Below are 22,332 nucleotides of genomic sequence, written 5' to 3'. Positions count from 1 at the left end.
TCAGAAGTGAAACGCCGTAGCGCCGATGGTAGTGTGGGGTCTCCCCATGCGAGAGTAGGGAACTGCCAGGCATCAAATTGTGGTGTAAGAGAAAACCGGTTATCGGATTGACTCCTCTGATAACATACAGAATCGGTGGTGCGGTAGTTCAGTCGGTTAGAATACCGGCCTGTCACGCCGGGGGTCGCGGGTTCGAGTCCCGTCCGCACCGCCACCCTATTTAGGGGCGTAGTTCAATTGGTAGAGCACCGGTCTCCAAAACCGGGTGTTGGGAGTTCGAGCCTCTCCGCCCCTGCCAAACAAATTAAACCCTTCACGGTAACGTGAAGGGTTTTTTTTCGTCCATTGATTTTTCATTCCACCTATTCCCATTTGGGCGCACATGCCAACAATGCCTTTTCAGGCAGCATAAATAGCTGATCTGTTTTCAGTAAGATCAGTACTGAAATATAAGATCCCTGTGTGTTTTATGATGGTACTGGTTTTTGTGGGGATGTTAGGGTTATCGATCTTCCGAAAGTCCGTAGGACTTTCAGGTAGATCGTTGAGCGCATCAACGTTAAGAGGCTATGTTGAGAGGAGTTTTCAGTAGCTGTTTAATCAATTCCTGTTGATCGCTATTTTCAAGCCAGACAGCATAGCAGGGCCGGACTATCGTGTTAGCTTCAGAAATTAAGAGGAGCTCGGGATAATGCTGCGACCATTCGCTGGGGAGAAACGCACAACCACCAATAGAAGACATCAATTGGCGTGTCAGGTGTGCGGAGGATGTTGTGAGCGATGGCGCCTGATCACTCGGTAGCCAAGGCGTTTCATGCTGGTGAAAGTCTGCCCCCCACTCCAGTCTGATATAGGGTCTTTCTTCGGTTACTGTATTGTTGGCTGACGCGAATAAAGACAAAGAAAAGTTTCCTAATAACTGACAGGAAAGTTCGTCCATCTTCGGTGATTCTGTGGTTATCAGTAAATCCAGTTGACGCTCATGCAGTTGCTTAATCAGCGTTTGCCGCAACGCAATTCTTGCTTCTAGCTGCAATAGCGGCCGTTGCTGATAGAGTTCATTTAACCAAGGGGTCAGAAATGCTTCCCAAAGCGAAGCTGTAGCGCCTATAGAGAGCTGACTATGCTGCTGAGAGCGTGCGACTTCTTTCTTGGCAATTTGCCAGGTACCAATGAGGCTTTCAGCATAGGGCAGCAGGCGTTCACCCGCAGGCGTCAGGCGAATATTGTTGCGGTGTCGAGTGAACAGATTGGCGCCCAATTGGTTTTCTAACTGTCTGATGCGGAAACTCACTGCTGATTGTGTCAAATACAATGATTCGGCCGCCCGGCCGAAGTGTCTGGTCCGGCTGACTTCCAGAAAGGTTTTCAGTAAGTCGGTATCCATGCTTTTCTCCAAAAATTTTTTGTCGTCATGATTTAAATGTTTTGTTTTACAGGAAGTCAAGCCTATCTAATACTCCGCGCCATAAACGGCACGACCATATGAGAATTAGGAGCGTGTAAGATGGCGGAAAGCTTCTCAACAACTAGTCGTTTTTTTGATAACAGATTTTATCCACGTGGTTTTTCCAGGCATGGTGACTTTACGATTAAAGAAGCTCAACTGCTGGAACGTTATGGACATGCATTTAACGAACTTGATTCGGGTAAGCGCCATCCGGTGACGGAAGAAGAAACCCAGTTTGTTGCTGTATGCCGTGGTGAGCGTGCTGCACAGACCGAATTGGAAAAAATCTGGGCGAAGTATACCAGTCGTATTCGTCGTCCCAAACGCTTCCATACGCTGTCTGGCGGCAAGCCGCAAATGGACGCGGTGGAAGAGTACACGGAAAGCGATGATTAATCTGAATGGGGCTTCGGCCCCATTTTCATATCTGCTGTTCGTTACCGAAGATAAACGTAGATTCATGCCAGACTTTTATGTAACTGAATTAATAGACGGTCCATACAGCGGTAACTGAGTGCTTCGGATAAATGAGCTCGACGTATCTGTTCTTCTCCTCCCAGATCAGCAATCGTACGTGAGACTTTTAGTATGCGGTGCCAGGCTCTGACGGATAGCCCCAGTTTACTCATCACCTCTTCCAGATAGACGGCATCTTCATTCTTTAGCCTACAATGGCTGGCGATATCATCCGATTTCATCTGTGCGTTGATTCTGCCGACGCGATCCAGTTGTCGTTTTCTGGCCTCAAAAACCCGTTCCCTCACGGTCGCGCTATCCTCACCGATACGTGTTTGCTGTTGAAGAATACCCGGCGGCAGCAATGGTACCTCGATGGATAAATCAAAACGATCCAGAAATGGGCCCGAGAGCCGGTTGAGATAACGCAGGATTTGTTGTGCTGGCATACGGTTGTGGATGCCCTGATAGTGGCCTGATGGGCTAGGATTCATGGCTGCGACTAACTGAAAACGTGCAGGATAACAGACCTTGGCGCGGGTGCGTGAAATCACTATCTCGCCGGACTCCAGTGGTTCACGCAGTGAATCCAGTACTCGCCGTTCAAATTCCGGCAGTTCATCCAGAAATAATACGCCGTTATGTGCCAAAGATATTTCGCCTGGTTTGGGCAGCACACCGCCACCGACCAGCGCCGTAATAGAGGCGGTATGATGAGGGGAACGGAACGGCCGTTTACGCCACTGTGAAAGGCCTGAATGAATATCAATCAGGCTATTAATGGCGGCGCTCTCTAACGCTTCGTCGTCGTTAAGTTCAGGCAACAAGCCGGATAAACGGCTGGCCAGCATGGTTTTGCCGGTTCCCGGTGGGCCGAGTAATAGCAAATTATGTCCGCCTGCGGCGGCAATCTCCAACGCACGTTTCGCTTGTTCCTGCCCTATTATCTCTTTCAAATCCGATGCTGGCGTGTGGGGGGGAGCGTTGTAGGCGATGTTATCGCCACGCAGTAGGGTGGCTTCACCTTGCAGAAAAGCGCAAACCTGCAATAGATGATTAGCGAGAAAGGTATCTCCATGAGGAACCAGTGTCATCTCCATTTTATTGTCTTCCGGAAGAATCAGGCTCCGACCTACTTTCTGCGCTTCCAGTGCTGCTGGAATTGCGCCATGAACGCCTCTTAGGCTACCTGACAGCCCGAGTTCGCCGAGGAATTCATATTGCGCTAGTTTTTCGCCGGCAATCTGTTCTGACGCCGCCAGAATAGCCAACGCGATGGGAAGATCATAGCGCCCTCCCTCTTTAGGTAGATCCGCCGGTGCCAGATTGACGGTAATGCGTTTGGCTGGAAAGGTAAAACCGCAGTTGATCAAGGCACTGCGTACCCGATCTCGGGCCTCTTTAACCGTCGTTTCTGGTAGGCCGACCAGCGTCAGTGCCGGTAGGCCATTACTGATATGCACTTCAATCGAGACTTCCGGTGCCTGCATACCGATAGTGGCTCGCGTATAGGTCACTGCCAATGTCATGACTCATTCCTCCCTGTAGCGTCGGCATCATGCCTGTTCGAGCGTTTTGCCACACGGCGGAGATGGTCATTTTGTGAGACGTTGTCATAAAACAATCTGCTCTTTCAGGTGGGATTCATAAAATTGTGTGTGCTCTTCCATTCGTTGTTGAGGAATTGTTACAAGGAGACGGTGTTCGCAACAGATTTATGCCGGGTACAGCATTGCCGAATTCTTGGGATAGGCGTATTTAACAAATATTTAAAGTCTCATCTGCGATTTTCACATCGCCTTACCGACTGCGGCATTGCCTGCCGTTCAGCCTGCTAATGACATGTTATTGTCTTTACTATCAGGGTTAAACATTATGTTCGGTTGGACTTCCCTGCAGCGTAATGCCGCGATTGCCAGCTTTTTGAGCTGGGCGCTGGATGCATTCGATTTCTTCATTCTGGTTTTCCTGCTTAGTGAACTTGCCCATGCCTTTTCCGTCAGCATGGAGCAGATTTCTCTGGCTATTCTATTGACGCTCGCCGTACGCCCTGTCGGGGCGCTGTTGTTAGGACGGTTAGCGGAGACGTTTGGCCGTAAGCCGGTTTTGATGGCGAACATTGTGCTGTTCTCGCTGTTTGAGCTGTTATCCGCCACAGCGCCGAACATCATCGTATTCCTGCTGTTGAGAATGCTGTATGGCGTCGCCATGGGGGGCGTCTGGGGTGTGGCCTCTTCACTGGCGATGGAAACCATTCCGGATCGCTCCAGAGGATTGATGTCAGGCATTTTTCAGGCCGGATACCCGTTTGGTTATTTGCTGGCGGCGGTGGTTTACGGATTGTTATTTGATCAAGTCGGCTGGCGCGGCATGTTTATCATTGGTGCCGTTCCTATCCTGTTACTGCCGTTTATTTATTTCTGTGTAGAAGAATCACCGGTATGGCGGGCCGCGAGGATTCGTAAGGAAAGTACGGCGTTGTTGCCGGTGTTAAAAACACACTGGAAGCTCTGCGTTTATCTGGTGGTGTTAATGACGTCGTTCAACTTCTTCAGTCACGGTACGCAGGATCTGTATCCGGCGTTTTTAAAAATCCAGCATGGTTTTGACGCGAAAACAGTCAGTATGATCGCTATTAGCTACAATATTGCTGCGATTATCGGTGGTATCTTTTTCGGGACATTGTCGGAGCGCATTGGTCGCAAGAAAGCCATTATCGCGGCTGCGTTACTGGCATTGCCGGTTATTCCGTTGTGGGCATTCTCGCAGGGGCCTTGGATGCTGGGGCTGGGCGCGTTTTTGATTCAGTTCATGGTGCAAGGTGCCTGGGGTGTCATTCCCACCTTACTGAATGAACTGGTGCCGGACAATACGCGAGCCGTACTCCCTGGCTTTGTCTACCAGCTCGGCAACCTGATTGCATCGAGCAATGCTACGCTTCAGGCGAGCATTGCTGAAGCGCATAACCATAACTATGCGATGGCTATGGCGGCGGTGGCCGGTATAGTAGCCATCGTGATCGCGGCGTTGGCGGCATTTGCCGATAGCGGTTGGGTGACAAAAAAAACCAACCTGGATATGTCGTAGATTAGTAACTGAATAATAAGTTTTTTTGTGATGTTACTCGGTTTGTTGACCCGATAATCACGGAAAAAAAAGTTGTCACAGTACGGCTTACTGTGATAACTCTGTAAGTATTCGTTCGACAATAGATTAATGAACAACCTGAAATGAAAGCCTTCAACCTGGTGATTAGCCTAGTCGTGATTAGCGTGGTGGTGATTATTATCCCACCGTGCGGGGCAGCACTTGGACGAAGAATGGCTTAAAAATCAAGGCCGAATTCAAGAAAACCCCCGCACCGAAAGGTCGGGGGTTTTTTTATGGGCCGGTAATGGCAACAAGGGAGCAAAACATGCCGAGTAGCATAAAATCCTGTTTTCCTCAGGCAGAGTCGGGGAAATAACTATGAATGGTGCACAGTGGGTGGTACAAGCGTTGCGGGCGCAGGGAGTGGAGACCGTATTCGGTTATCCTGGTGGCGCAATCATGCCGGTCTATGATGCGTTGTATGACGGTGGCGTGGAACATCTGCTCTGCCGTCATGAGCAGGGGGCTGCCATGGCCGCCATCGGTTATGCTCGTTCTACCGGCAAGGTCGGGGTTTGTATCGCGACATCCGGCCCCGGCGCGACCAACCTGATTACCGGTCTGGCGGATGCCTTGCTGGATTCGGTTCCCATTGTGGCGATTACCGGGCAGGTTGGCTCCGCGTTGATCGGAACCGATGCGTTCCAGGAAATCGATGTGCTCGGCCTGTCGCTGGCCTGCACCAAACACAGTTTTCTGGTTGAGTCTATCGACTCATTACCGGAAATCATGGCGGAAGCGTTTGCCGTGGCGCGCAGTGGGCGTCCCGGCCCGGTATTGATCGACATTCCCAAGGATATCCAACTGGCTGAGGGGGATTTCTCTCCCTGTTTTATGCCGGTAGATGATGCCATGCCTTTTTCGATCCAGCAGGTCACAGAAGCGCGGGCGATGCTGGCGCAGGCGAAAAAACCGGTGCTGTACATCGGTGGCGGGGTAGGAATGGCGCAGGCGGTTCCGGCGCTGCGTACCTTTATCGAGACGACCCGAATTCCCGCTGTGGCGACCCTGAAAGGGTTGGGGGCGGTGGAGAACGACTACCCGTACTATCTCGGCATGATCGGTATGCACGGCACCCGTGCGGCTAACCTGATGGTACAGGAATGCGATTTATTGGTTGCCGTCGGCGCGCGTTTTGATGACCGCGTGACCGGCAAGCTGAGCGCGTTTGCGCCCCATGCCAGTGTAATCCACATGGATATCGACCCGGCGGAACTGAACAAACTGCGTCAGGCGCACGTGGCGTTGCGTGGTGATCTGAATCAGTTGCTGCCGGCGCTGCAACAGCCGCTGAATATCGCCGACTGGCGTCAGCAGGCCGCGATGATGAGAGCCGAATATGAATGGCGCTATGACCACCCAGGCGAGGCTATTTACGCGCCGGCGTTGCTCCGTACCTTGGCGGATCGTATGCCGGCTGAGACGGTGATCACCACCGATGTCGGCCAGCACCAAATGTGGGCCGCTCAGCATATGCACTTCACCCGCCCGGAAAATTTCATCACCTCAAGCGGGCTCGGCACCATGGGGTTTGGCGTGCCGGCAGCGGTTGGCGCACAGGTGGCGCGTCCTGACGATACCGTAATCTGTATTTCCGGTGACGGCTCTTTCATGATGAATGTGCAGGAGCTCGGCACCATCAAACGAAAACGTCTGCCGCTGAAGATAGTCTTGCTGGACAATCAGCGGCTGGGTATGGTTCGACAATGGCAGCAACTGTTTTTCGACGAACGCTACAGTGAAACCAACCTCTCCGATAACCCCGATTTCCTGATGCTGGCCAGCGCCTTCGGCATTCCCGGCCGGCAAATCACCCGTAAAGACCAGATTGACTCCGCCCTGGATGCGCTGCTGAACAGCGAAGGCCCTTATCTGCTGCATGTTTCCATCGACGAGAATGAGAATGTCTGGCCGCTGGTGCCACCCGGCGCCGGCAATGAAACCATGCTGGATAAGACAGAATAGTTGGATAAGACAGAATAGTTCGATAACACAGAATAATGGCAGGAGACTTGCCCATGACACATCATCAGCTTTCCATTCAGGCCCGCTATCGCCCTGAAGTTCTGGAGCGCGTATTGCGCGTGGCCCGCCACCGCGGCTTTCAGGTGTGCGCCATGAATATGACGCAGGCGAACAGTGACGATCAGGTACAAATTGACATGACGGTTGCCAGTCACAGACCCGTGGATTTATTGTCAACCCAATTAAGCAAACTGCTGGACATCGCCTGTGTGGAGATCCAGCCGCTCACATCACAACAAATACGTGCCTGACGGCATCGGTAAGGAAAGCAATAATGACGAAGAAAGCAGACTATATTTGGTTCAATGGCGAGATGGTTCCCTGGGCGGACGCCAAAGTGCATGTGATGTCCCACGCTTTGCACTACGGTACGTCGGTGTTTGAGGGGGTTCGTTGCTACAGTTCCCATAAAGGTCCGGTGGTGTTTCGTCACCGCGAACACATGCAGCGTCTGCATGATTCAGCCAAAATTTACCGTATGCCGATCTCCTACAGCGTTGATGAGCTGATGGAAGCCTGCCGCGAAACGCTGCGTCGCAATAATCTGACCAGCGCTTATATCCGTCCGCTGGTATTTGTCGGCGATGTCGGCATGGGGGTTAACCCGCCGGTTGGTTACAATACCGATGTGATTATCGCTGCGTTCCCGTGGGGTGCGTATCTGGGTGAAGAGGCGCTGGATCAGGGCATCGACGCGATGGTGTCGTCCTGGAACCGTGTTGCGGCCAACACCATTCCGACGGCGGCTAAAGCAGGCGGTAATTATCTGTCCTCCTTGTTGGTGGGCAGCGAAGCGCGCCGTCATGGTTATCAGGAAGGGATCGCGCTGGATGTGAATGGTTATGTCTCCGAAGGCGCAGGCGAAAACCTGTTTGAAGTAAAAGAAGGCGTGATTTTCACCCCGCCGTTTACTTCCGCCGCACTGCCGGGCATTACCCGCGATGCCATCATCAAGCTGGCAAAAGACAAAGGCTTTGAAGTGCGCGAACAAGTGCTGTCGCGCGAATCGTTGTATCTGGCGGATGAAGTATTCATGTCCGGCACCGCGGCGGAAATCACCCCGGTTCGCAGCGTGGACGGCATTCAGGTCGGTATCGGCAAGTGCGGCCCGGTCACCAAACAGTTACAACAGGCGTTCTTTGGCCTGTTCACTGGTGAGACGGAAGACAAATGGGGTTGGCTGGACCCGATAAACCGTTAATCGATCAATATCAGACTTTTTTCCGGTGGCGTGCCGCCACCGGGCTACCCGTTTAAACTGGAGTAATCAGAGTATGCCTAAGTACCGTTCAGCCACCACCACGCATGGTCGTAATATGGCTGGAGCGCGAGCCCTGTGGCGCGCCACCGGGATGACCGACGCCGATTTCGGCAAGCCCATCATCGCCGTGGTGAACTCGTTCACACAATTCGTACCCGGACACGTTCACCTGCGCGATCTGGGTAAACTGGTCGCCGAGCAGATTGAAGCCGCCGGCGGCGTCGCGAAGGAATTCAATACCATCGCGGTGGATGACGGCATCGCCATGGGGCATGGCGGTATGCTCTATTCCCTGCCGTCCCGCGAGCTGATCGCCGACTCGGTGGAGTACATGGTCAACGCGCACTGTGCGGACGCCATGGTGTGCATCTCCAACTGCGACAAGATAACCCCAGGGATGCTGATGGCGTCGCTGCGCCTGAATATTCCGGTGATTTTCGTCTCCGGCGGCCCGATGGAGGCCGGGAAGACCAAACTCTCCAATCAGCTCATCAAGCTGGATCTGGTGGATGCCATGATTCAGGGCGCCAACCCGAACGTCAGCGATGCCGACAGCGATCAGATTGAGCGCTCCGCCTGCCCGACCTGCGGTTCCTGTTCCGGCATGTTCACCGCCAACTCCATGAACTGCCTGACCGAAGCGCTGGGCTTATCCCAACCGGGCAACGGCTCGCTGCTGGCGACCCATGCCGACCGCAAACAGCTGTTCCTCAATGCGGGTAAACGCATCGTTGAACTGACCAAGCGTTACTACGAACAGGATGACGCCAGCGCGTTGCCGCGCAATATCGCCACCAAGGCGGCGTTTGAAAACGCCATGACGCTGGATATCGCCATGGGCGGCTCCACCAATACCGTGCTGCACCTGCTGGCATCGGCGCAGGAAGCGGAAGTGGACTTCACCATGGACGACATCGATCGCCTGTCGCGTAAAGTACCGCAGTTGTGCAAAGTGGCGCCGAGCACCCAGAAATACCACATGGAAGACGTGCATCGCGCCGGCGGCGTGATCGGCATTCTGGGCGAGCTGGATCGCGCCGGCCTGCTGAATAAAAACGTGAAAAACGTACTGGGCCTGACCCTGCCGGAAACGCTGTCCGCCTATGATGTGATGCTCACACAAGATGACGAAGTGAAAAAGATGTTTGCCGCCGGCCCGGCGGGCATTCGCACCACGCAGGCGTTCTCGCAGGACTGCCGCTGGGAGTCGCTGGACACCGATCGTCAGGAAGGCTGCATCCGCTCTCGCGAACATGCTTACAGTCAGGATGGCGGTCTGGCGGTGCTGTACGGCAATCTGGCGCAAGACGGCTGTATCGTGAAAACCGCCGGCGTAGACGAAGGCAGCCTGGTGTTCCGCGGCCCGGCCAAGGTCTATGAAAGCCAGGATGATGCGGTAGACGCGATTCTGGGCGGTCGGGTGCAGGCCGGCGACGTGGTGGTGATTCGCTACGAAGGCCCGAAAGGCGGCCCCGGTATGCAGGAAATGCTCTATCCGACCAGCTTCCTGAAGTCGATGGGGTTGGGCAAAGCCTGTGCGCTAATCACCGATGGCCGCTTCTCCGGCGGCACCTCCGGCCTGTCCATCGGCCATGCGTCGCCGGAAGCGGCGAATGGCGGCACTATCGGTCTGGTACAGGATGGCGACATGATTGCTATCGACATTCCTAAACGCAGCATCGCGCTGGACGTGAGCGACGACGAGCTGGCCCGTCGTCGCGAGCAGGAGCTGGCGCGCGGCGATGCCGCCTGGACGCCGAAAAACCGTAATCGTCAGGTTTCCTTTGCGCTGCGCGCTTACGCCAGCCTGGCTACCAGCGCCGACAAAGGCGCTGTCCGAGACAAGAGCAAGCTGGGAGGCTAAACGCCATGGCTGTATCACAACCTCTTCCCGCCGAACCCGGCGGAGCGGAGTACCTGCGCGCGGTGTTGCGCGCGCCGGTGTACGAAGTGGCGCAGGTCACGCCGTTGGAACCGATGGACAAACTGTCTTCGCGGCTGGGTAACGTCATTCTGGTTAAGCGTGAGGATCGTCAGCCGGTGCACAGCTTCAAGCTGCGCGGCGCTTACGCCATGATGGCGAGTCTCAGCAACGAGCAGAAATCGCACGGTGTGGTGACGGCCTCGGCCGGTAACCACGCGCAAGGCGTGGCGCTGTCCGCCAGCCGCCTCGGCATTCGCGCGTTAATCGTGATGCCGGTCGCCACCGCGGACATCAAGGTCGATGCGGTGCGCGATTTCGGCGGCGAAGTGTTGTTGCACGGCGCCAACTTTGATGAAGCCAAAGCCAAAGCCATCGAACTGTCGCAACAGCAGCACATGACCTTTGTGCCGCCGTTCGACCACCCGGCGGTCATCGCCGGGCAGGGGACGCTGGCGATGGAGCTGCTGCAACAGGATGCGCATCTGGACCGCGTATTCGTGCCGGTGGGCGGCGGCGGGCTGGCGGCGGGCGTGGCGGTGTTGATCAAGCAGTTGATGCCGCAGATCCAGGTGATCGGCGTCGAAGCGGAAGATTCCGCCTGCCTGCGGGCAGCGTTGGATGCCGGCCAGCCGGTGGATTTGCCGCGCGTCGGGCTGTTTGCCGAAGGGGTGGCGGTGAAACGCATCGGTAACGAAACCTTCCGTCTGTGCCTGGAGTATCTGGACGATGTCATCACCGTCGACAGCGACGCTATCTGCGCGGCGGTCAAAGATCTGTTCGAGGATGTTCGTGCGATTGCCGAGCCGTCCGGGGCGCTGGCGCTGGCCGGGATGAAAAAATACATCCAGCAGCACAATATTCAGGGCGAACGGTTGGCGCATATTCTGTCCGGCGCTAACGTCAACTTCCACGGGCTGCGTTACGTCTCCGAACGCTGTGAGTTGGGTGAACAACGTGAAGCGCTGATGGCGGTGACGATTCCGGAACAGAAGGGCAGTTTCCTCAAGTTCTGCCAGTTGCTGGGCGGGCGTTCCGTCACCGAGTTCAACTACCGTTACGCGGATGCCGACAACGCCTGTATTTTTGTCGGCGTACGGCTGACGCGCGGCAACGTCGAACGTCATGAGATTCTGGCGGAGTTGCAGGCGGGCGGCTATCAGGTGGTGGATCTGTCCGACGACGAGATGGCGAAACTGCATGTGCGTTACATGGTCGGTGGCCGACCGTCCAAACCGCTGAAAGAACGGTTGTACAGCTTCGAATTTCCGGAATCGCCGGGCGCGTTGCTGAAGTTCCTCAATACGCTGGGAACGTACTGGAATATCTCGTTGTTCCATTATCGCAGCCACGGCACCGACTTTGGTCGGGTGCTGGCGGCTTTCGAACGTACGGAGCATGACCCGGCGTTCGAGCAACATTTGCAGGCGTTGGGGTACGAGTGCCACGACGAGACGCAGAATCCGGCGTTTAGGTTCTTCCTGCAAGGCTAAATCAGTAAGTTGCGCCGAATGCGCCCGACGGTGTTACGCCGCCGGGCGCATTTTATTTTAGGGCGTGCTGCGGTAGGCTTGATGTCTCATCAGTCAGGGACACACATCATGGCAACGGGATTTAACGGTTTTTCACCGCAGACGCTGACGTTTTTGCAGCAGGTACGTCAGCAGGACAGTAAAGAATGGTTTGAAGATCACCGGCAAACGTATGAAGACCAATTGTTGACGCCGTTTCGGGCGCTGGTTGATACGCTGTCCATCGCCATGCTGCAAATTGACGACCATTTTGAAACCAAACCGGCGGTGGGCAAAACCTTATCCCGTATTCACCGCGATACCCGCTTTTCCCATGATAAATCCCGCTATCGCGACAAGATGTGGTTCACCTTTAAACGCGTTCACAAAGACTGGACGGATGCGCCAACCTACTTTTTCGAGCTGACGCCGACTGACTGGCGCTACGGGTTGGGGTATTACAGCGCCAGCCGCACCACCATGGAGCTGTTCCGGCAGACGCTGCGCGATAACCCGCCGGGTTTTCTGAAGGTGGCAGCCTGCCTGGGGCGCGAGTTTGAACTGGTGGGTGAGAGTTACAAACGGCCGCTGATTAAAGAGCAACCCGCGGAACTGGCAACCTGGTACAACCGTAAATCGTTTGCGGTCATGGCCACCCGGCAGGATCAGGCGCCGCTGTTTAGCGGTGAACTGGCGTCGGTGCTGGCGAAAGGTTTTACCCGGCTGGAGCCGCTGTACCATTATCTGATGAAGATCGAAACGATGAAGAAAGCGGCGGAACCTGAAAAAGTCAGCCCCGCCTTTTTGGATGAGAAGTGGTTTAGCCGCTGAGGGTTATTTCCCCTTTGCCATCAAATAATCAAACAGATAGCTTTCACCGGCGGCGTCAAACACGGTGATTTGCAACTGCCGGTTATCCACGCAGGTTAACAACAGTTTTTTCTGACCGCCGAAGCTGCTTTCCGTCTGGCCGATGGCTTGCGTGTCGGTCATCTGGCGGGCGCTGAGCGTGATGTCATCCAGTTTATTGGCATAACGAAACGCCACCGAGCCGGTACCGGTAATATCGCCGTCTTCGGTATTCAGCGTCAGGTTGACCAGATGATATGGCGCTTTCTGATCGTACATTTCTTTGAAGTAATCGCTGAGCTCGTCGTATTCCTGAGTGGATAGCTGCAGGTAGTACTCGTAGCTGTAGTCGCCGTCAAAGCAACCGCTGCGACGTGACCGGGCGATCGGGTCCGGCAGGGGATGCTGGGTGACGTCGTTCAGGTAGCGCAGGCGAGTAAGCTGCTGCTGGTAGCTCTGGCGCAGGCACTCTTCATCCCGACAGGTATTACGGCTGGATAGCCAACTGCGCTGAAACTGGGTCAGGATTTTCTCCTGAGCGACGCGTTCGGGATTGCCGGTGAGAAACGCGCGTGACTTCTGCCACTCTTTCGCCAGCTCGTCATCCAACTGGCTGAGCGCCGGTGTCTGGCAAATCAGTTTTTCCTGCGCCGAGCTGGCTTGCTGGCAAGGAAAACTGGCGGCCAGCGCCGGGAGCGCACTGCCCCCCACAACCAATGGCAGCAGCCACGTAGCGAGCAATCGTTTCATCATTTTTCCTGTAAGGTTTCCCAAAATGCTGCGATCAACGGGGAGCTAAGGTGTTTTTTCTGTACGCAGACGCCCAATTCGAACGGCTCCATCGCCTGTGCTTCTAATATTGATACACGATTACGCACCGGTTCCGGGCTGTTTTCAAGTACCACATCAGGAATCAATGCGATACCGCAGCCCAGTGCGACCATCGACACCATCGCTTCGTGTCCGGAGACAGTGGCGTAAATGGGCGGATTGGTAATGTGTTGACGACGAAACCAGACGTCGATTCTTTTCCGCACCGGGCCGTGCTCCGGCAGAATAAACGGAATTTTCGACCAGTCCGGATGTGGCTGCAACGCCTGCGTTTGTACCGGGCAGGGCAGTGCCGGAATGATCAGCACCAGCGGTACCTTGCCGATAGGCATGAAATCGACGCTGGTCGGCAGCGTTTCCGGGTGGCCGGCGATGCCGAGATCCGCTTCGTTGGACTGCACTTTATCCAGCGCGTCGGCGGCATCCCCCGTGGTCAGTTTGATTTCCACCAGCGGGTGTCGCGCCCGGAAACGGTCGAGAATCGGCGGCAAGTGGCTATAGGCGGCGGTCACCGAGCAAAATAGCCGTAGTTCGCCGCTGAGCGACTGGCCTTGCTGCTGTAAAATCAGGCGCAACTGCTGGTATTGCAGCAGGGTTTGCTGCGCGAAGGTTTTCAGGTGCTCGCCGGCATCGGTCAGGCGCACGGTACGGTTGTCGCGCAGAAACAGCGCCTGACCGATGTCCTCTTCCAGCCGCTGAATTTGGCGCGACAGCGTGGAGGGGCTGATGTGCATCGCTTTGGCGGTGCGGCCGAAGTGGCGGCTTTCCACCAGATGCAAAAACAGTTTCAGATCCCGTAAGTCCATGCGCGCAGTGTCTCGTTTTAGTGTTGCAATTCTTGCAATATGACGTTGTTAATATATCAATTTAAGCAATGTATTTCCTGTCATATCATAATGACATTCTGATGGCGGTGGTTATCGCCGTCCCGAACATAAAGCCAATGCAAACACAATATCAAATGGAGCACGCCTCATGGCCAATTACTTCAATACACTGAACCTGCGTCAGCAGCTGGCGCAATTAGGCAAATGCCGTTTCATGAACCGCGACGAATTCGCGGATGAAGCCAGCTACCTGAAAGGCAAGAAAGTGGTCATCGTGGGATGTGGCGCTCAGGGGCTGAACCAGGGTTTGAACATGCGCGATTCCGGCCTGGATATCGCCTACGCCCTGCGTGCCGAAGCCATCGCCGAAAAACGTGCGTCATGGCGCAAGGCGACTGAAAACGGCTTTAAAGTCGGTACGTATGAAGAGCTGATCCCGCAGGCGGATCTGGTGGTTAACCTGACGCCGGACAAACAGCACTCTGCGGTAGTTCAGGCGGTACAGCCGCTGATGAAACAGGGTGCGGCGCTGGGTTATTCCCACGGTTTCAACATCGTTGAAGTGGGCGAACAGGTTCGTAAAGACCTCACCGTAGTGATGGTCGCGCCGAAATGTCCGGGTACCGAAGTGCGTGAAGAATACAAACGTGGTTTCGGCGTGCCGACGCTTATCGCCGTTCACCCGGAAAACGACCCGAAAGGCGAAGGCATGGCGATCGCCAAAGCCTGGGCGGCGGCGACCGGCGGTCACCGTGCCGGCGTGCTGGAGTCCTCTTTCGTGGCGGAAGTAAAATCCGACCTGATGGGCGAGCAGACTATTCTGTGCGGCATGTTGCAGGCGGGTTCTCTGCTGAGTTTCGACAAGCTGGTTGCCGACGGCGTTGACCCGGCTTACGCGGAAAAACTGATTCAGTTCGGTTGGGAAACCATCACCGAAGCGCTGAAACAGGGCGGCATCACCCTGATGATGGACCGTTTGTCCAACCCGGCCAAGCTGCGCGCGTTTGCGCTGTCTGAACAGCTGAAAGGCATCATGGCGCCGTTGTTCCAGAAGCACATGGACGACATCATCTCCGGTGCGTTTTCCAGCGGCATGATGGCCGACTGGGCTAACGACGACGTGAAACTGCTGACCTGGCGTGAAGAGACCGGTAAAACCGCGTTTGAAAACGCGCCGCAGTTCGAAGGTAAAATCGACGAGCAGGAATACTTCGACAACGGCGTACTGATGATCGCGATGGTGAAAGCCGGTGTAGAACTGGCGTTCGAAACCATGGTGAGCTCCGGTATCATCGAAGAGTCCGCCTACTACGAATCACTGCACGAACTGCCGCTGATCGCCAACACTATCGCCCGTAAGCGCCTGTATGAAATGAACGTGGTCATTTCCGACACCGCAGAGTACGGCAACTACCTGTTTGCCAACGCAGCGGTTCCTCTGCTGAAAGGCGCATTCATGGACAGCCTGCAGCCGGGCGATCTGGGCAAACCGGTTGCGGCGACCAGTGTGGACAACGCACAGCTGCGTGACGTGAACGAAGCCATCCGTAACCACCCGATCGAAACCGTTGGTAAGAAACTGCGTGGCTACATGACCGACATGAAACGTATTGCGGTTGCCGGCTAAAACCATTAGCACCTATCGCATATCAAAACGGGGCGCGGATTGCGCCCCGTTTTTTTGCAATCTATCAGCCTATATAGGGCATGGATGAGCGATGCAGGAAATGAAGGTGGGTTACCGGCTGGATAACCGCATCCGGTTACATAACAAGCATGAAACACTGAAAACCCGCATTACCGTAACTCACCCATAATACGGCCCGATGACCCGGGCCGTATCGTTATCAGGGATTAGGCATCCGCCGGTGCGGATTTGAATTCCCGCTCGGCCTGATGGAAGCGCTCGGTCACGACGGCGGACGGTGCCCGGCCCAACAAGCTCACCACCATAATCGCGGCGCAGGACAACACGAAGCCGGGGATGATTTCATACAGATTCAGCCAGCCGTACTGTTTCCAGACGATCACGGTTGTAGCGCCGACCAACATGCCGGCCAGCGCCCCATTACGGGTCATGCGCGGCCACAGCAGAGAAATCAGGATCACCGGACCGAAGGCGGCGCCGAAGCCGGCCCAGGCGTAACTGACCAGCCCCAGCACCCGGTTTTCGGGGTTCACCGCCAGCGCAATCGCGATAACCGATACCAGCAGCACCATCGCGCGGCCGACCCACACCAGCTCTCTCTGGCTGGCGTTTTTGCGCAGAAACGGTTTGTACAAATCTTCGGTGATGGCGCTGGAACACACCAGCAACTGGCAACTGAGTGTGCTCATGACGGCCGCCAGAATAGCGGAGAGCAATATGCCTGCGATCCACGGGTTAAACAGCAGACGCGCCAGTTCGATGAAAACGCGCTCACCGTTCTGGGTGACGTTGCCGGCCTGCTCAGGATTGCCGGTGAAGTAAGCAATGCCGAAGAACCCGACGGTAACGGCACCGGCCAGACAGAGCACCATCCAGGTCATGCTGATACGGCGGGCGTTGCGAATGGTGTGGTGTGAATCGGCGGCCATGAAACGGGCCAGAATATGCGGCTGGCCGAAATAACCCAGCCCCCAGCCCAGCAACGACAGGATGGCGATGGTATCCAACCCTTTGAACATATCCAGATTAGCCGGGTTCTTGCTTTCGATCACCGTCAGCGACGGCGTGATGCCGCCCACCGACAGGATGACGATCACCGGCGTCAGGATCAGTGCGAAGATCATCAGGCTGGCCTGCACGGTGTCGGTCCAACTGACCGCCAGATAACCGCCGATAAAGGTATAAGCAATGGTTGCCGCGGCACCCGCCCACAGGGCGGTGTCGTAGCTCATGCCGAAGGTGCTTTCGAACAGGCGAGCCCCCGCCACAATGCCGGAGGCGCAATAAATAGTAAAAAACACCAGGATCACCAGCGCTGAAATCACCCGCAGTAATTTACTTTTATCTTCAAAGCGATGACTGAAATAATCCGGCAGCGTCAGGGCGTTATGGTTAACCTCGGTGTGTACCCGCAGGCGCCCGGCTACCCAGGTCCAGTTCAGGTAAGCACCGATGGTCAGGCCAATCGCTATCCAGCTTTCGGAGATACCCGACAAAAACACGGCGCCCGGTAACCCCATCAGCAGCCAGCCGCTCATGTCGGACGCTCCGGCGGATAACGCGGTGACCACACTCCCCATACGGCGACCACCCAGAATATAGTCGCCAAAATTGTGGGTGGCGCGATAGGCCATCAGGCCGATCAACACCATCCCGAAGATGTACACCAGAAAGGTGACCAGCAATGGTGTGCTCATCGTCGTCATTATTTTCTCCATTGTGATGCTATCCGTCAGTCCTGCGCTCCGGCGGGCCGGGCACTGTCCGGCTTGCCGGAACGGATTCGCGATTTAGTTGCTACGGGTTGCACCTTTCTGCTGATGGTCGAGCCGACATCAGTACCAATCTGGCCTGATTTGCCGAAAAAGCCGACTGTCCTATCAGCAAAATGGGCGGCAAATATGGTGAAAAGCGTAGTTTGTTAACAAGGTTGCACAAAGTTGCAACATGCCGGATAGTAGCTTTGCTTTCCAACATAACTTTCTTATACCCGTCATATTTCAGGTTGCAGGCGCGTTGTACTTTCCCACAAGCCGAATTATTGAGGGTACATAACAGGAGCGGATATGGGCACCACCACCATGGGCGTCAAGCTTGATGAGGCCACGCGCGAGCGTCTCAAAGCCGCGGCGCAGCGTATCGATCGTACGCCGCACTGGCTCATTAAACAGGCCATTTTCAGCTATCTCGAACGCCTTGAAAGTGGTGCGGACACGCCTGAAATTCCTCAACCAGCCGGGCAGGACCCGATTGAGGCGGCAGAGATTATGCCGCAATCGCCGCAAGAAGAAACCCACCAGCCGTTTCTGGACTTCGCTGAACAGGTGTTGCCGCAGTCGGTGTTGCGTTCCGCTATCACCGCCGCATACCGGCGGCCGGAAACAGAAATGGTGCCGATGTTGCTGGAACAGGCGCGTATGCCGGAGGCGCTGTCGCACGCCGCCAGCACGCTGGCGGCTCGTCTGGCGGCGACGCTACGCAAGCAGAAAAACAGCGGCGGTCGCGCGGGCATGGTGCAGAGCCTGTTGCAGGAGTTCTCGCTGTCATCACAGGAAGGGGTGGCATTGATGTGTCTGGCGGAGGCGCTGCTGCGTATCCCGGATAAGCCGACGCGGGACGCATTGATTCGCGACAAAATCAGCACCGGCAACTGGCAATCACACGTTGGGCGCAGTACATCGCTATTCGTCAACGCCGCGGCCTGGGGGCTGCTGGTCACCGGCAAGCTGGTTTCGACCCATAATGAATCCCATCTGTCCGGCGCGCTTAACCGTATCATCGGCAAAAGTGGCGAGCCGCTGGTACGCAAAGGCGTGGATATGGCGATGCGGCTGATGGGCGAACAGTTCGTCACCGGGGAAACCATCGCCGAGGCGCTGGCGAATGCCCGTAAGATGGAAGCGCGCGGCTTTCGCTATTCCTATGACATGCTGGGTGAAGCGGCACTGACCGCCGATGACGCCGAGGCCTATTTAGCTTCCTACCAGCAGGCGATTCACGCTATCGGTAAAGCGGCCGGCGGGCGCGGTATTTACGAAGGGCCGGGTATTTCCATCAAACTGTCGGCGTTGCATCCGCGTTACAGCCGGGCGCAATACGAACGGGTGATGGATGAGCTTTATCCGCGCCTGTTATCGCTAACGCGGTTGGCGCGACAATACGATATCGGCATTAACATTGATGCCGAAGAGGCGGACCGGCTGGAGCTGTCGCTCGATTTGCTGGAGCGGTTGTGTTTCGACCCGCAGTTGGCGGGGTGGAACGGCATCGGTTTTGTGATTCAGGCTTACCAGAAGCGTTGCCCGTTCGTGATAGACGCATTGATTGACCTGGCGCGCCGCAGCCAGCGGCGGCTGATGATTCGGCTGGTGAAAGGCGCTTACTGGGACAGCGAAATCAAGCGCGCCCAGATGGATGGGCTGGAAGGTTACCCCGTCTATACCCGCAAGCTGTATACCGATATTTCCTACCTGGCCTGCGCCCGCCGCTTGCTGGCGGTGCCGAATCTGATCTACCCACAGTTCGCCACCCACAACGCCCATACGCTCAGCACCATTTATCATCTGGCGGGCAACAACTACTACCCGGGGCAGTACGAATTCCAATGCCTGCACGGCATGGGAGAACCGTTGTATGAACAGGTGGTGGGTAAGATGGCGGACGGCAAACTGAATCGCCCGTGCCGAATTTACGCACCGGTCGGCACCCATGAAACGCTGCTGGCTTATCTGGTGCGCCGTTTGCTGGAAAATGGCGCCAACACCTCGTTCGTCAACCGGATTGCCGACCCGTCGGTAGCGCTGGAGACGCTGGTGGCCGATCCGGTCAGCGAAGCGGAAGTGCTGGCAGCGCGGGATGGGCAGGTCGGACAGCCGCATCCGCGTATTCCGTTGCCGCGGGCGCTATATGGCGGCACGCGGCGCAATGCCGGCGGGCTGGATTTATCCAACGAACACCGGCTGGCGTCGTTGTCCAGTGCGTTGCTGAGCGGCGCCGCCCGGTTGTGGCAGGCGCAACCGATACTGGCTGTTGAGGGCGCTGGCGGTGGCGAAGACCGGCCGGTGATTAACCCGGCGGAGCCGCGCGATGTGGTGGGGTATGTGCGTGAGGCGCAGCCGCAGGACATTGCGCCGGCATTGGAACAGGCTGCCAGTGCCGGCGATATCTGGTTTGCCACACCGGCTGACGAACGGGCGGCGATTTTGTCGCGTGCCGCCGACTTGCTGGAAAGTCAGCAACAACATTTGTTGGGGTTGCTGGTACGCGAGGCGGGCAAAACGCTGGCGAACGCGGTGGCGGAAGTGCGTGAAGCGGTGGATTTCCTGCGTTATTACGCCGCTCAGGTCGGCGAGACGTTCAACAATCATGACTATCGCCCGCTGGGGCCGGTGGTGTGCATCAGTCCGTGGAACTTTCCACTGGCGATTTTCACCGGCCAGATAGCGGCGGCGCTGGCGGCGGGTAACAGCGTGCTGGCCAAACCGGCGGAACAGACCCCGCTGATTGCCGCGCAGGCAGTACAGATATTGCACGAGGCTGGGGTGCCGACCGGGGCGCTGCAATTGCTGCCGGGCGCCGGCGAAACCGTCGGCGCAGCGCTGGTGCGCGACGAGCGGGTACGCGGGGTGATGTTTACCGGCTCCACCGCTGTTGCCGCGCAGTTGCAGCGAGTGCTGGCCGGGCGGCTCGACCCGCAGGGGCGTACTACGCCGCTCATCGCCGAAACCGGCGGCGTCAACGCGATGATTGTCGATTCCTCCGCGCTGACCGAGCAGGTGGTGGCGGATGTCGTGACCTCGGCGTTCGACAGCGCCGGTCAGCGTTGTTCGGCGTTGCGGCTGTTGTGCGTGCAAGAAGAGGTGGCGGAAAAAACGCTGGCGATGCTGCGTGGGGCGATGGCGGAGTGCCGCATAGGGAACCCGGAGCGGCTTTCCACCGACGTCGGGCCGTTGATCGACGCCGAGGCGAAACAGCAGATTGCGCGCCATATTCAAACCCTGAGAACGAAAGGGCGACCGGTGTTTCAGGCAGCCTGGACGAATAACCGGGACGAAGCGGAATGGACCCGCGGGCATTTCATTCCCCCGACGTTGATTGAACTGGAGAGCGTGGAGGAGTTGCAACAGGAGGTGTTCGGCCCGGTGCTGCATGTGGTGCGCTACTCCCGTAGTCAACTGGATGCGTTGATCGGGCAAATCAACGCCGCCGGTTATGGGCTCACACTTGGCCTGCATACCCGTATTGACGAGACGATTACCCGGGTGACCAGTCAGGCGAAGGTGGGCAACCTGTATGTAAACCGCAATATGGTCGGGGCGGTGGTCGGCGTGCAGCCGTTCGGCGGCGAAGGGTTGTCCGGCACCGGACCCAAAGCGGGCGGGCCGCTCTATCTTCATCGTTTGCTGTCGCACCGCCCGGATGATGCGACGATACAGACGCTGGCCCGTCAGGACAGCGAGCGCCCGGCGGATTTCACCGCACGCCAGACGCTGTTGGCGGGATTACAGGCACTGGAAACCTGGGCGCGACGGGTTCAGCGTGACGTACTGGTTTCATGCTGCCAGCGTTACGGCGAACTGACGCAGAGCGGCACCGTTCGGGTGTTGCCCGGCCCTACCGGCGAGCGTGATACCTATACGCTGCTGCCGCGCGAGCAGGTGTTGTGCGTAGCAGATAACGACGATGATGCGCTGGTGCAACTGGCGGCGGTGCTGGCGGTGGGCAGCCGGGCGTTGTGGCTTGATACGCCGGAGCGGCAGGCGCTGTATCGGCAACTGCCTGAACGGGTACGGACACGGGTGGCGTTTTGCCGCGATGGCGTGACGGACGGCAGCCGGTTTGACGCCGTGATTTTTCACGGCGATGCCGATCAGTTGCGTCACTTGTGCGAACAGCTGGCGCAGCGCGACGGCGCGATTGTCGGCGTGCAAGGGTTATCCCGCGGAGAAACCGACATTGTGCTGGAGCGGTTGCTGCTTGAGCGCTCGCTCAGTATCAACACCGCCGCCGCCGGCGGCAACGCCAGCCTGATGACTATAGGATAATAGTAATGTCTGAAGAGATGACTGTTTCAGATCGCAGGCAAACTCTTTGGGTCAAAGAGCATGTGGTTTTTCGGCGTCAAAAACTGTGCTGAGGTGTCCGGCTTCGCCGGGTGAGCCGCATGGACGGGCGGCCCGAACAGCGAAGACGGATGCCGAAGGAACCGCGTTAGCGGCACAGTTTAGCCACAAGCCAGTGGTCAAGGAGAGGTGGCGCTTGCACCTCTCCTTGTCGTGCGTGCAATGAAGCAGCAAAGAAATTACACCGTTTATCCCGCACGAAATTATTCCCTGCCCCAACACACTTCACCATTCACAAGACAATATAGCTGTTTGTCAACAGCCTCAGGCGGCATTCGCCG

At 56.4% G+C, this 22,332-nt stretch carries 16 protein-coding genes and 2 tRNA genes; 13 read left to right on the top strand and 5 right to left on the bottom strand.

Going from position 1 to position 22,332, the window contains the following annotated elements:
- The first annotated feature begins 137 nt into the window (after window positions 1–137).
- Both FDP13_RS11085 and FDP13_RS11080 read left to right on the top strand, forming a co-directional pair.
- Window positions 138–214, top strand: a tRNA-Asp gene (locus tag FDP13_RS11085).
- Between the two features lie 8 nt (window positions 215–222).
- Window positions 223–298, top strand: a tRNA-Trp gene (locus FDP13_RS11080).
- Window positions 299–559: 261 nt separating this feature from the next.
- Here FDP13_RS11080 and hdfR read toward each other — a convergent pair.
- Window positions 560–1,387, bottom strand: a complete 828-nt coding sequence (gene hdfR / locus FDP13_RS11075; protein WP_027710617.1) for an HTH-type transcriptional regulator HdfR — start codon at window positions 1,385–1,387, stop codon at window positions 560–562.
- Between the two features lie 120 nt (window positions 1,388–1,507).
- Here hdfR and FDP13_RS11070 point away from each other — a divergent pair, with 120 nt between their 5' ends.
- The gene (locus FDP13_RS11070; protein ID WP_012767918.1) at window positions 1,508–1,846 is read left to right on the top strand and encodes a DUF413 domain-containing protein; all 339 of its coding nucleotides are present in this window, start codon (window positions 1,508–1,510) and stop codon (window positions 1,844–1,846) included.
- A gap of 62 nt (window positions 1,847–1,908) precedes the next feature.
- Here the strand turns inward: FDP13_RS11070 and FDP13_RS11065 are convergent, their stop codons facing one another.
- Window positions 1,909–3,435, bottom strand: a complete 1,527-nt coding sequence (locus FDP13_RS11065; protein ID WP_143839454.1) for a YifB family Mg chelatase-like AAA ATPase — start codon at window positions 3,433–3,435, stop codon at window positions 1,909–1,911.
- Between the two features lie 346 nt (window positions 3,436–3,781).
- Between FDP13_RS11065 and FDP13_RS11060 the strand changes: the two genes are divergently transcribed.
- The 8 genes from FDP13_RS11060 (at window position 3,782) to FDP13_RS11025 (ending at window position 12,605) form a co-directional block, all read left to right on the top strand.
- Window positions 3,782–4,993: an MFS transporter gene (locus FDP13_RS11060; RefSeq protein WP_143839453.1), complete on the top strand. Its 1,212-nt coding sequence runs from the start codon at window positions 3,782–3,784 to the stop codon at window positions 4,991–4,993.
- 143 nt (window positions 4,994–5,136) lie between these two features.
- Window positions 5,137–5,235, top strand: a complete 99-nt coding sequence (gene ilvL, locus FDP13_RS11055) for an ilv operon leader peptide (RefSeq protein ID WP_071526243.1) — start codon at window positions 5,137–5,139, stop codon at window positions 5,233–5,235.
- Window positions 5,236–5,374: 139 nt separating this feature from the next.
- Window positions 5,375–7,021, top strand: a complete 1,647-nt coding sequence (gene ilvG / locus FDP13_RS11050; protein ID WP_143839452.1) for an acetolactate synthase 2 catalytic subunit — start codon at window positions 5,375–5,377, stop codon at window positions 7,019–7,021.
- Between the two features lie 53 nt (window positions 7,022–7,074).
- The gene (gene ilvM / locus FDP13_RS11045) at window positions 7,075–7,332 is read left to right on the top strand and encodes an acetolactate synthase 2 small subunit (protein WP_012767922.1); all 258 of its coding nucleotides are present in this window, start codon (window positions 7,075–7,077) and stop codon (window positions 7,330–7,332) included.
- A gap of 23 nt (window positions 7,333–7,355) precedes the next feature.
- On the top strand, window positions 7,356–8,282 hold the full coding sequence (gene ilvE / locus FDP13_RS11040) for a branched-chain-amino-acid transaminase (RefSeq protein ID WP_012767923.1): 927 nt from the start codon (window positions 7,356–7,358) through the stop codon (window positions 8,280–8,282).
- Between the two features lie 73 nt (window positions 8,283–8,355).
- The gene (gene ilvD / locus FDP13_RS11035) at window positions 8,356–10,206 is read left to right on the top strand and encodes a dihydroxy-acid dehydratase (protein ID WP_027710622.1); all 1,851 of its coding nucleotides are present in this window, start codon (window positions 8,356–8,358) and stop codon (window positions 10,204–10,206) included.
- Between the two features lie 5 nt (window positions 10,207–10,211).
- Entirely contained in the window at window positions 10,212–11,756 is a 1,545-nt protein-coding gene (gene ilvA, locus FDP13_RS11030; protein ID WP_143839451.1) for a threonine ammonia-lyase, biosynthetic, read from the top strand.
- A 108-nt stretch (window positions 11,757–11,864) separates the two neighbouring features.
- Window positions 11,865–12,605 carry a DUF2461 domain-containing protein gene (locus FDP13_RS11025; RefSeq protein ID WP_143839450.1) on the top strand — a complete coding sequence of 247 codons (741 nt, stop codon included), beginning with the start codon at window positions 11,865–11,867 and terminating at the stop codon, window positions 12,603–12,605.
- Window positions 12,606–12,608: 3 nt separating this feature from the next.
- On the opposite strand, the gene FDP13_RS11020 is transcribed toward FDP13_RS11025, so the two are convergent.
- Complete coding sequence (locus FDP13_RS11020; RefSeq protein ID WP_050516159.1) at window positions 12,609–13,373, bottom strand: lysozyme inhibitor LprI family protein; 765 nt, start codon at window positions 13,371–13,373, stop codon at window positions 12,609–12,611.
- Window positions 13,373–14,260 (bottom strand): HTH-type transcriptional activator IlvY, encoded by an 888-nt coding sequence (gene ilvY, locus FDP13_RS11015; RefSeq protein WP_012767928.1) that lies wholly within the window; start codon window positions 14,258–14,260, stop codon window positions 13,373–13,375. Before ilvY ends, FDP13_RS11020 begins: the two co-directional genes overlap by 1 nt.
- A gap of 169 nt (window positions 14,261–14,429) precedes the next feature.
- On the opposite strand from ilvY, the gene ilvC reads away from it, so the two are divergent.
- Entirely contained in the window at window positions 14,430–15,908 is a 1,479-nt protein-coding gene (ilvC, locus tag FDP13_RS11010) for a ketol-acid reductoisomerase (RefSeq protein WP_143839449.1), read from the top strand.
- A 227-nt stretch (window positions 15,909–16,135) separates the two neighbouring features.
- Here the strand turns inward: ilvC and putP are convergent, their stop codons facing one another.
- Window positions 16,136–17,635 carry a sodium/proline symporter PutP gene (gene putP, locus FDP13_RS11005; protein WP_033576422.1) on the bottom strand — a complete coding sequence of 500 codons (1,500 nt, stop codon included), beginning with the start codon at window positions 17,633–17,635 and terminating at the stop codon, window positions 16,136–16,138.
- Window positions 17,636–17,995: 360 nt separating this feature from the next.
- Here putP and putA point away from each other — a divergent pair, with 360 nt between their 5' ends.
- The gene (gene putA / locus FDP13_RS11000; protein ID WP_143839448.1) at window positions 17,996–21,973 is read left to right on the top strand and encodes a trifunctional transcriptional regulator/proline dehydrogenase/L-glutamate gamma-semialdehyde dehydrogenase; all 3,978 of its coding nucleotides are present in this window, start codon (window positions 17,996–17,998) and stop codon (window positions 21,971–21,973) included.
- Window positions 21,974–22,332: the final 359 nt, after the last annotated feature.

The organism is Dickeya sp. ws52 (genome assembly GCF_007210685.1).
In the GTDB taxonomy this organism is placed as follows: domain Bacteria; phylum Pseudomonadota; class Gammaproteobacteria; order Enterobacterales; family Enterobacteriaceae; genus Dickeya; species Dickeya chrysanthemi.
The sequence above is the reverse complement of the archived record's forward strand: the minus strand, read 5'-3'. Positions and strand labels throughout refer to the sequence as shown.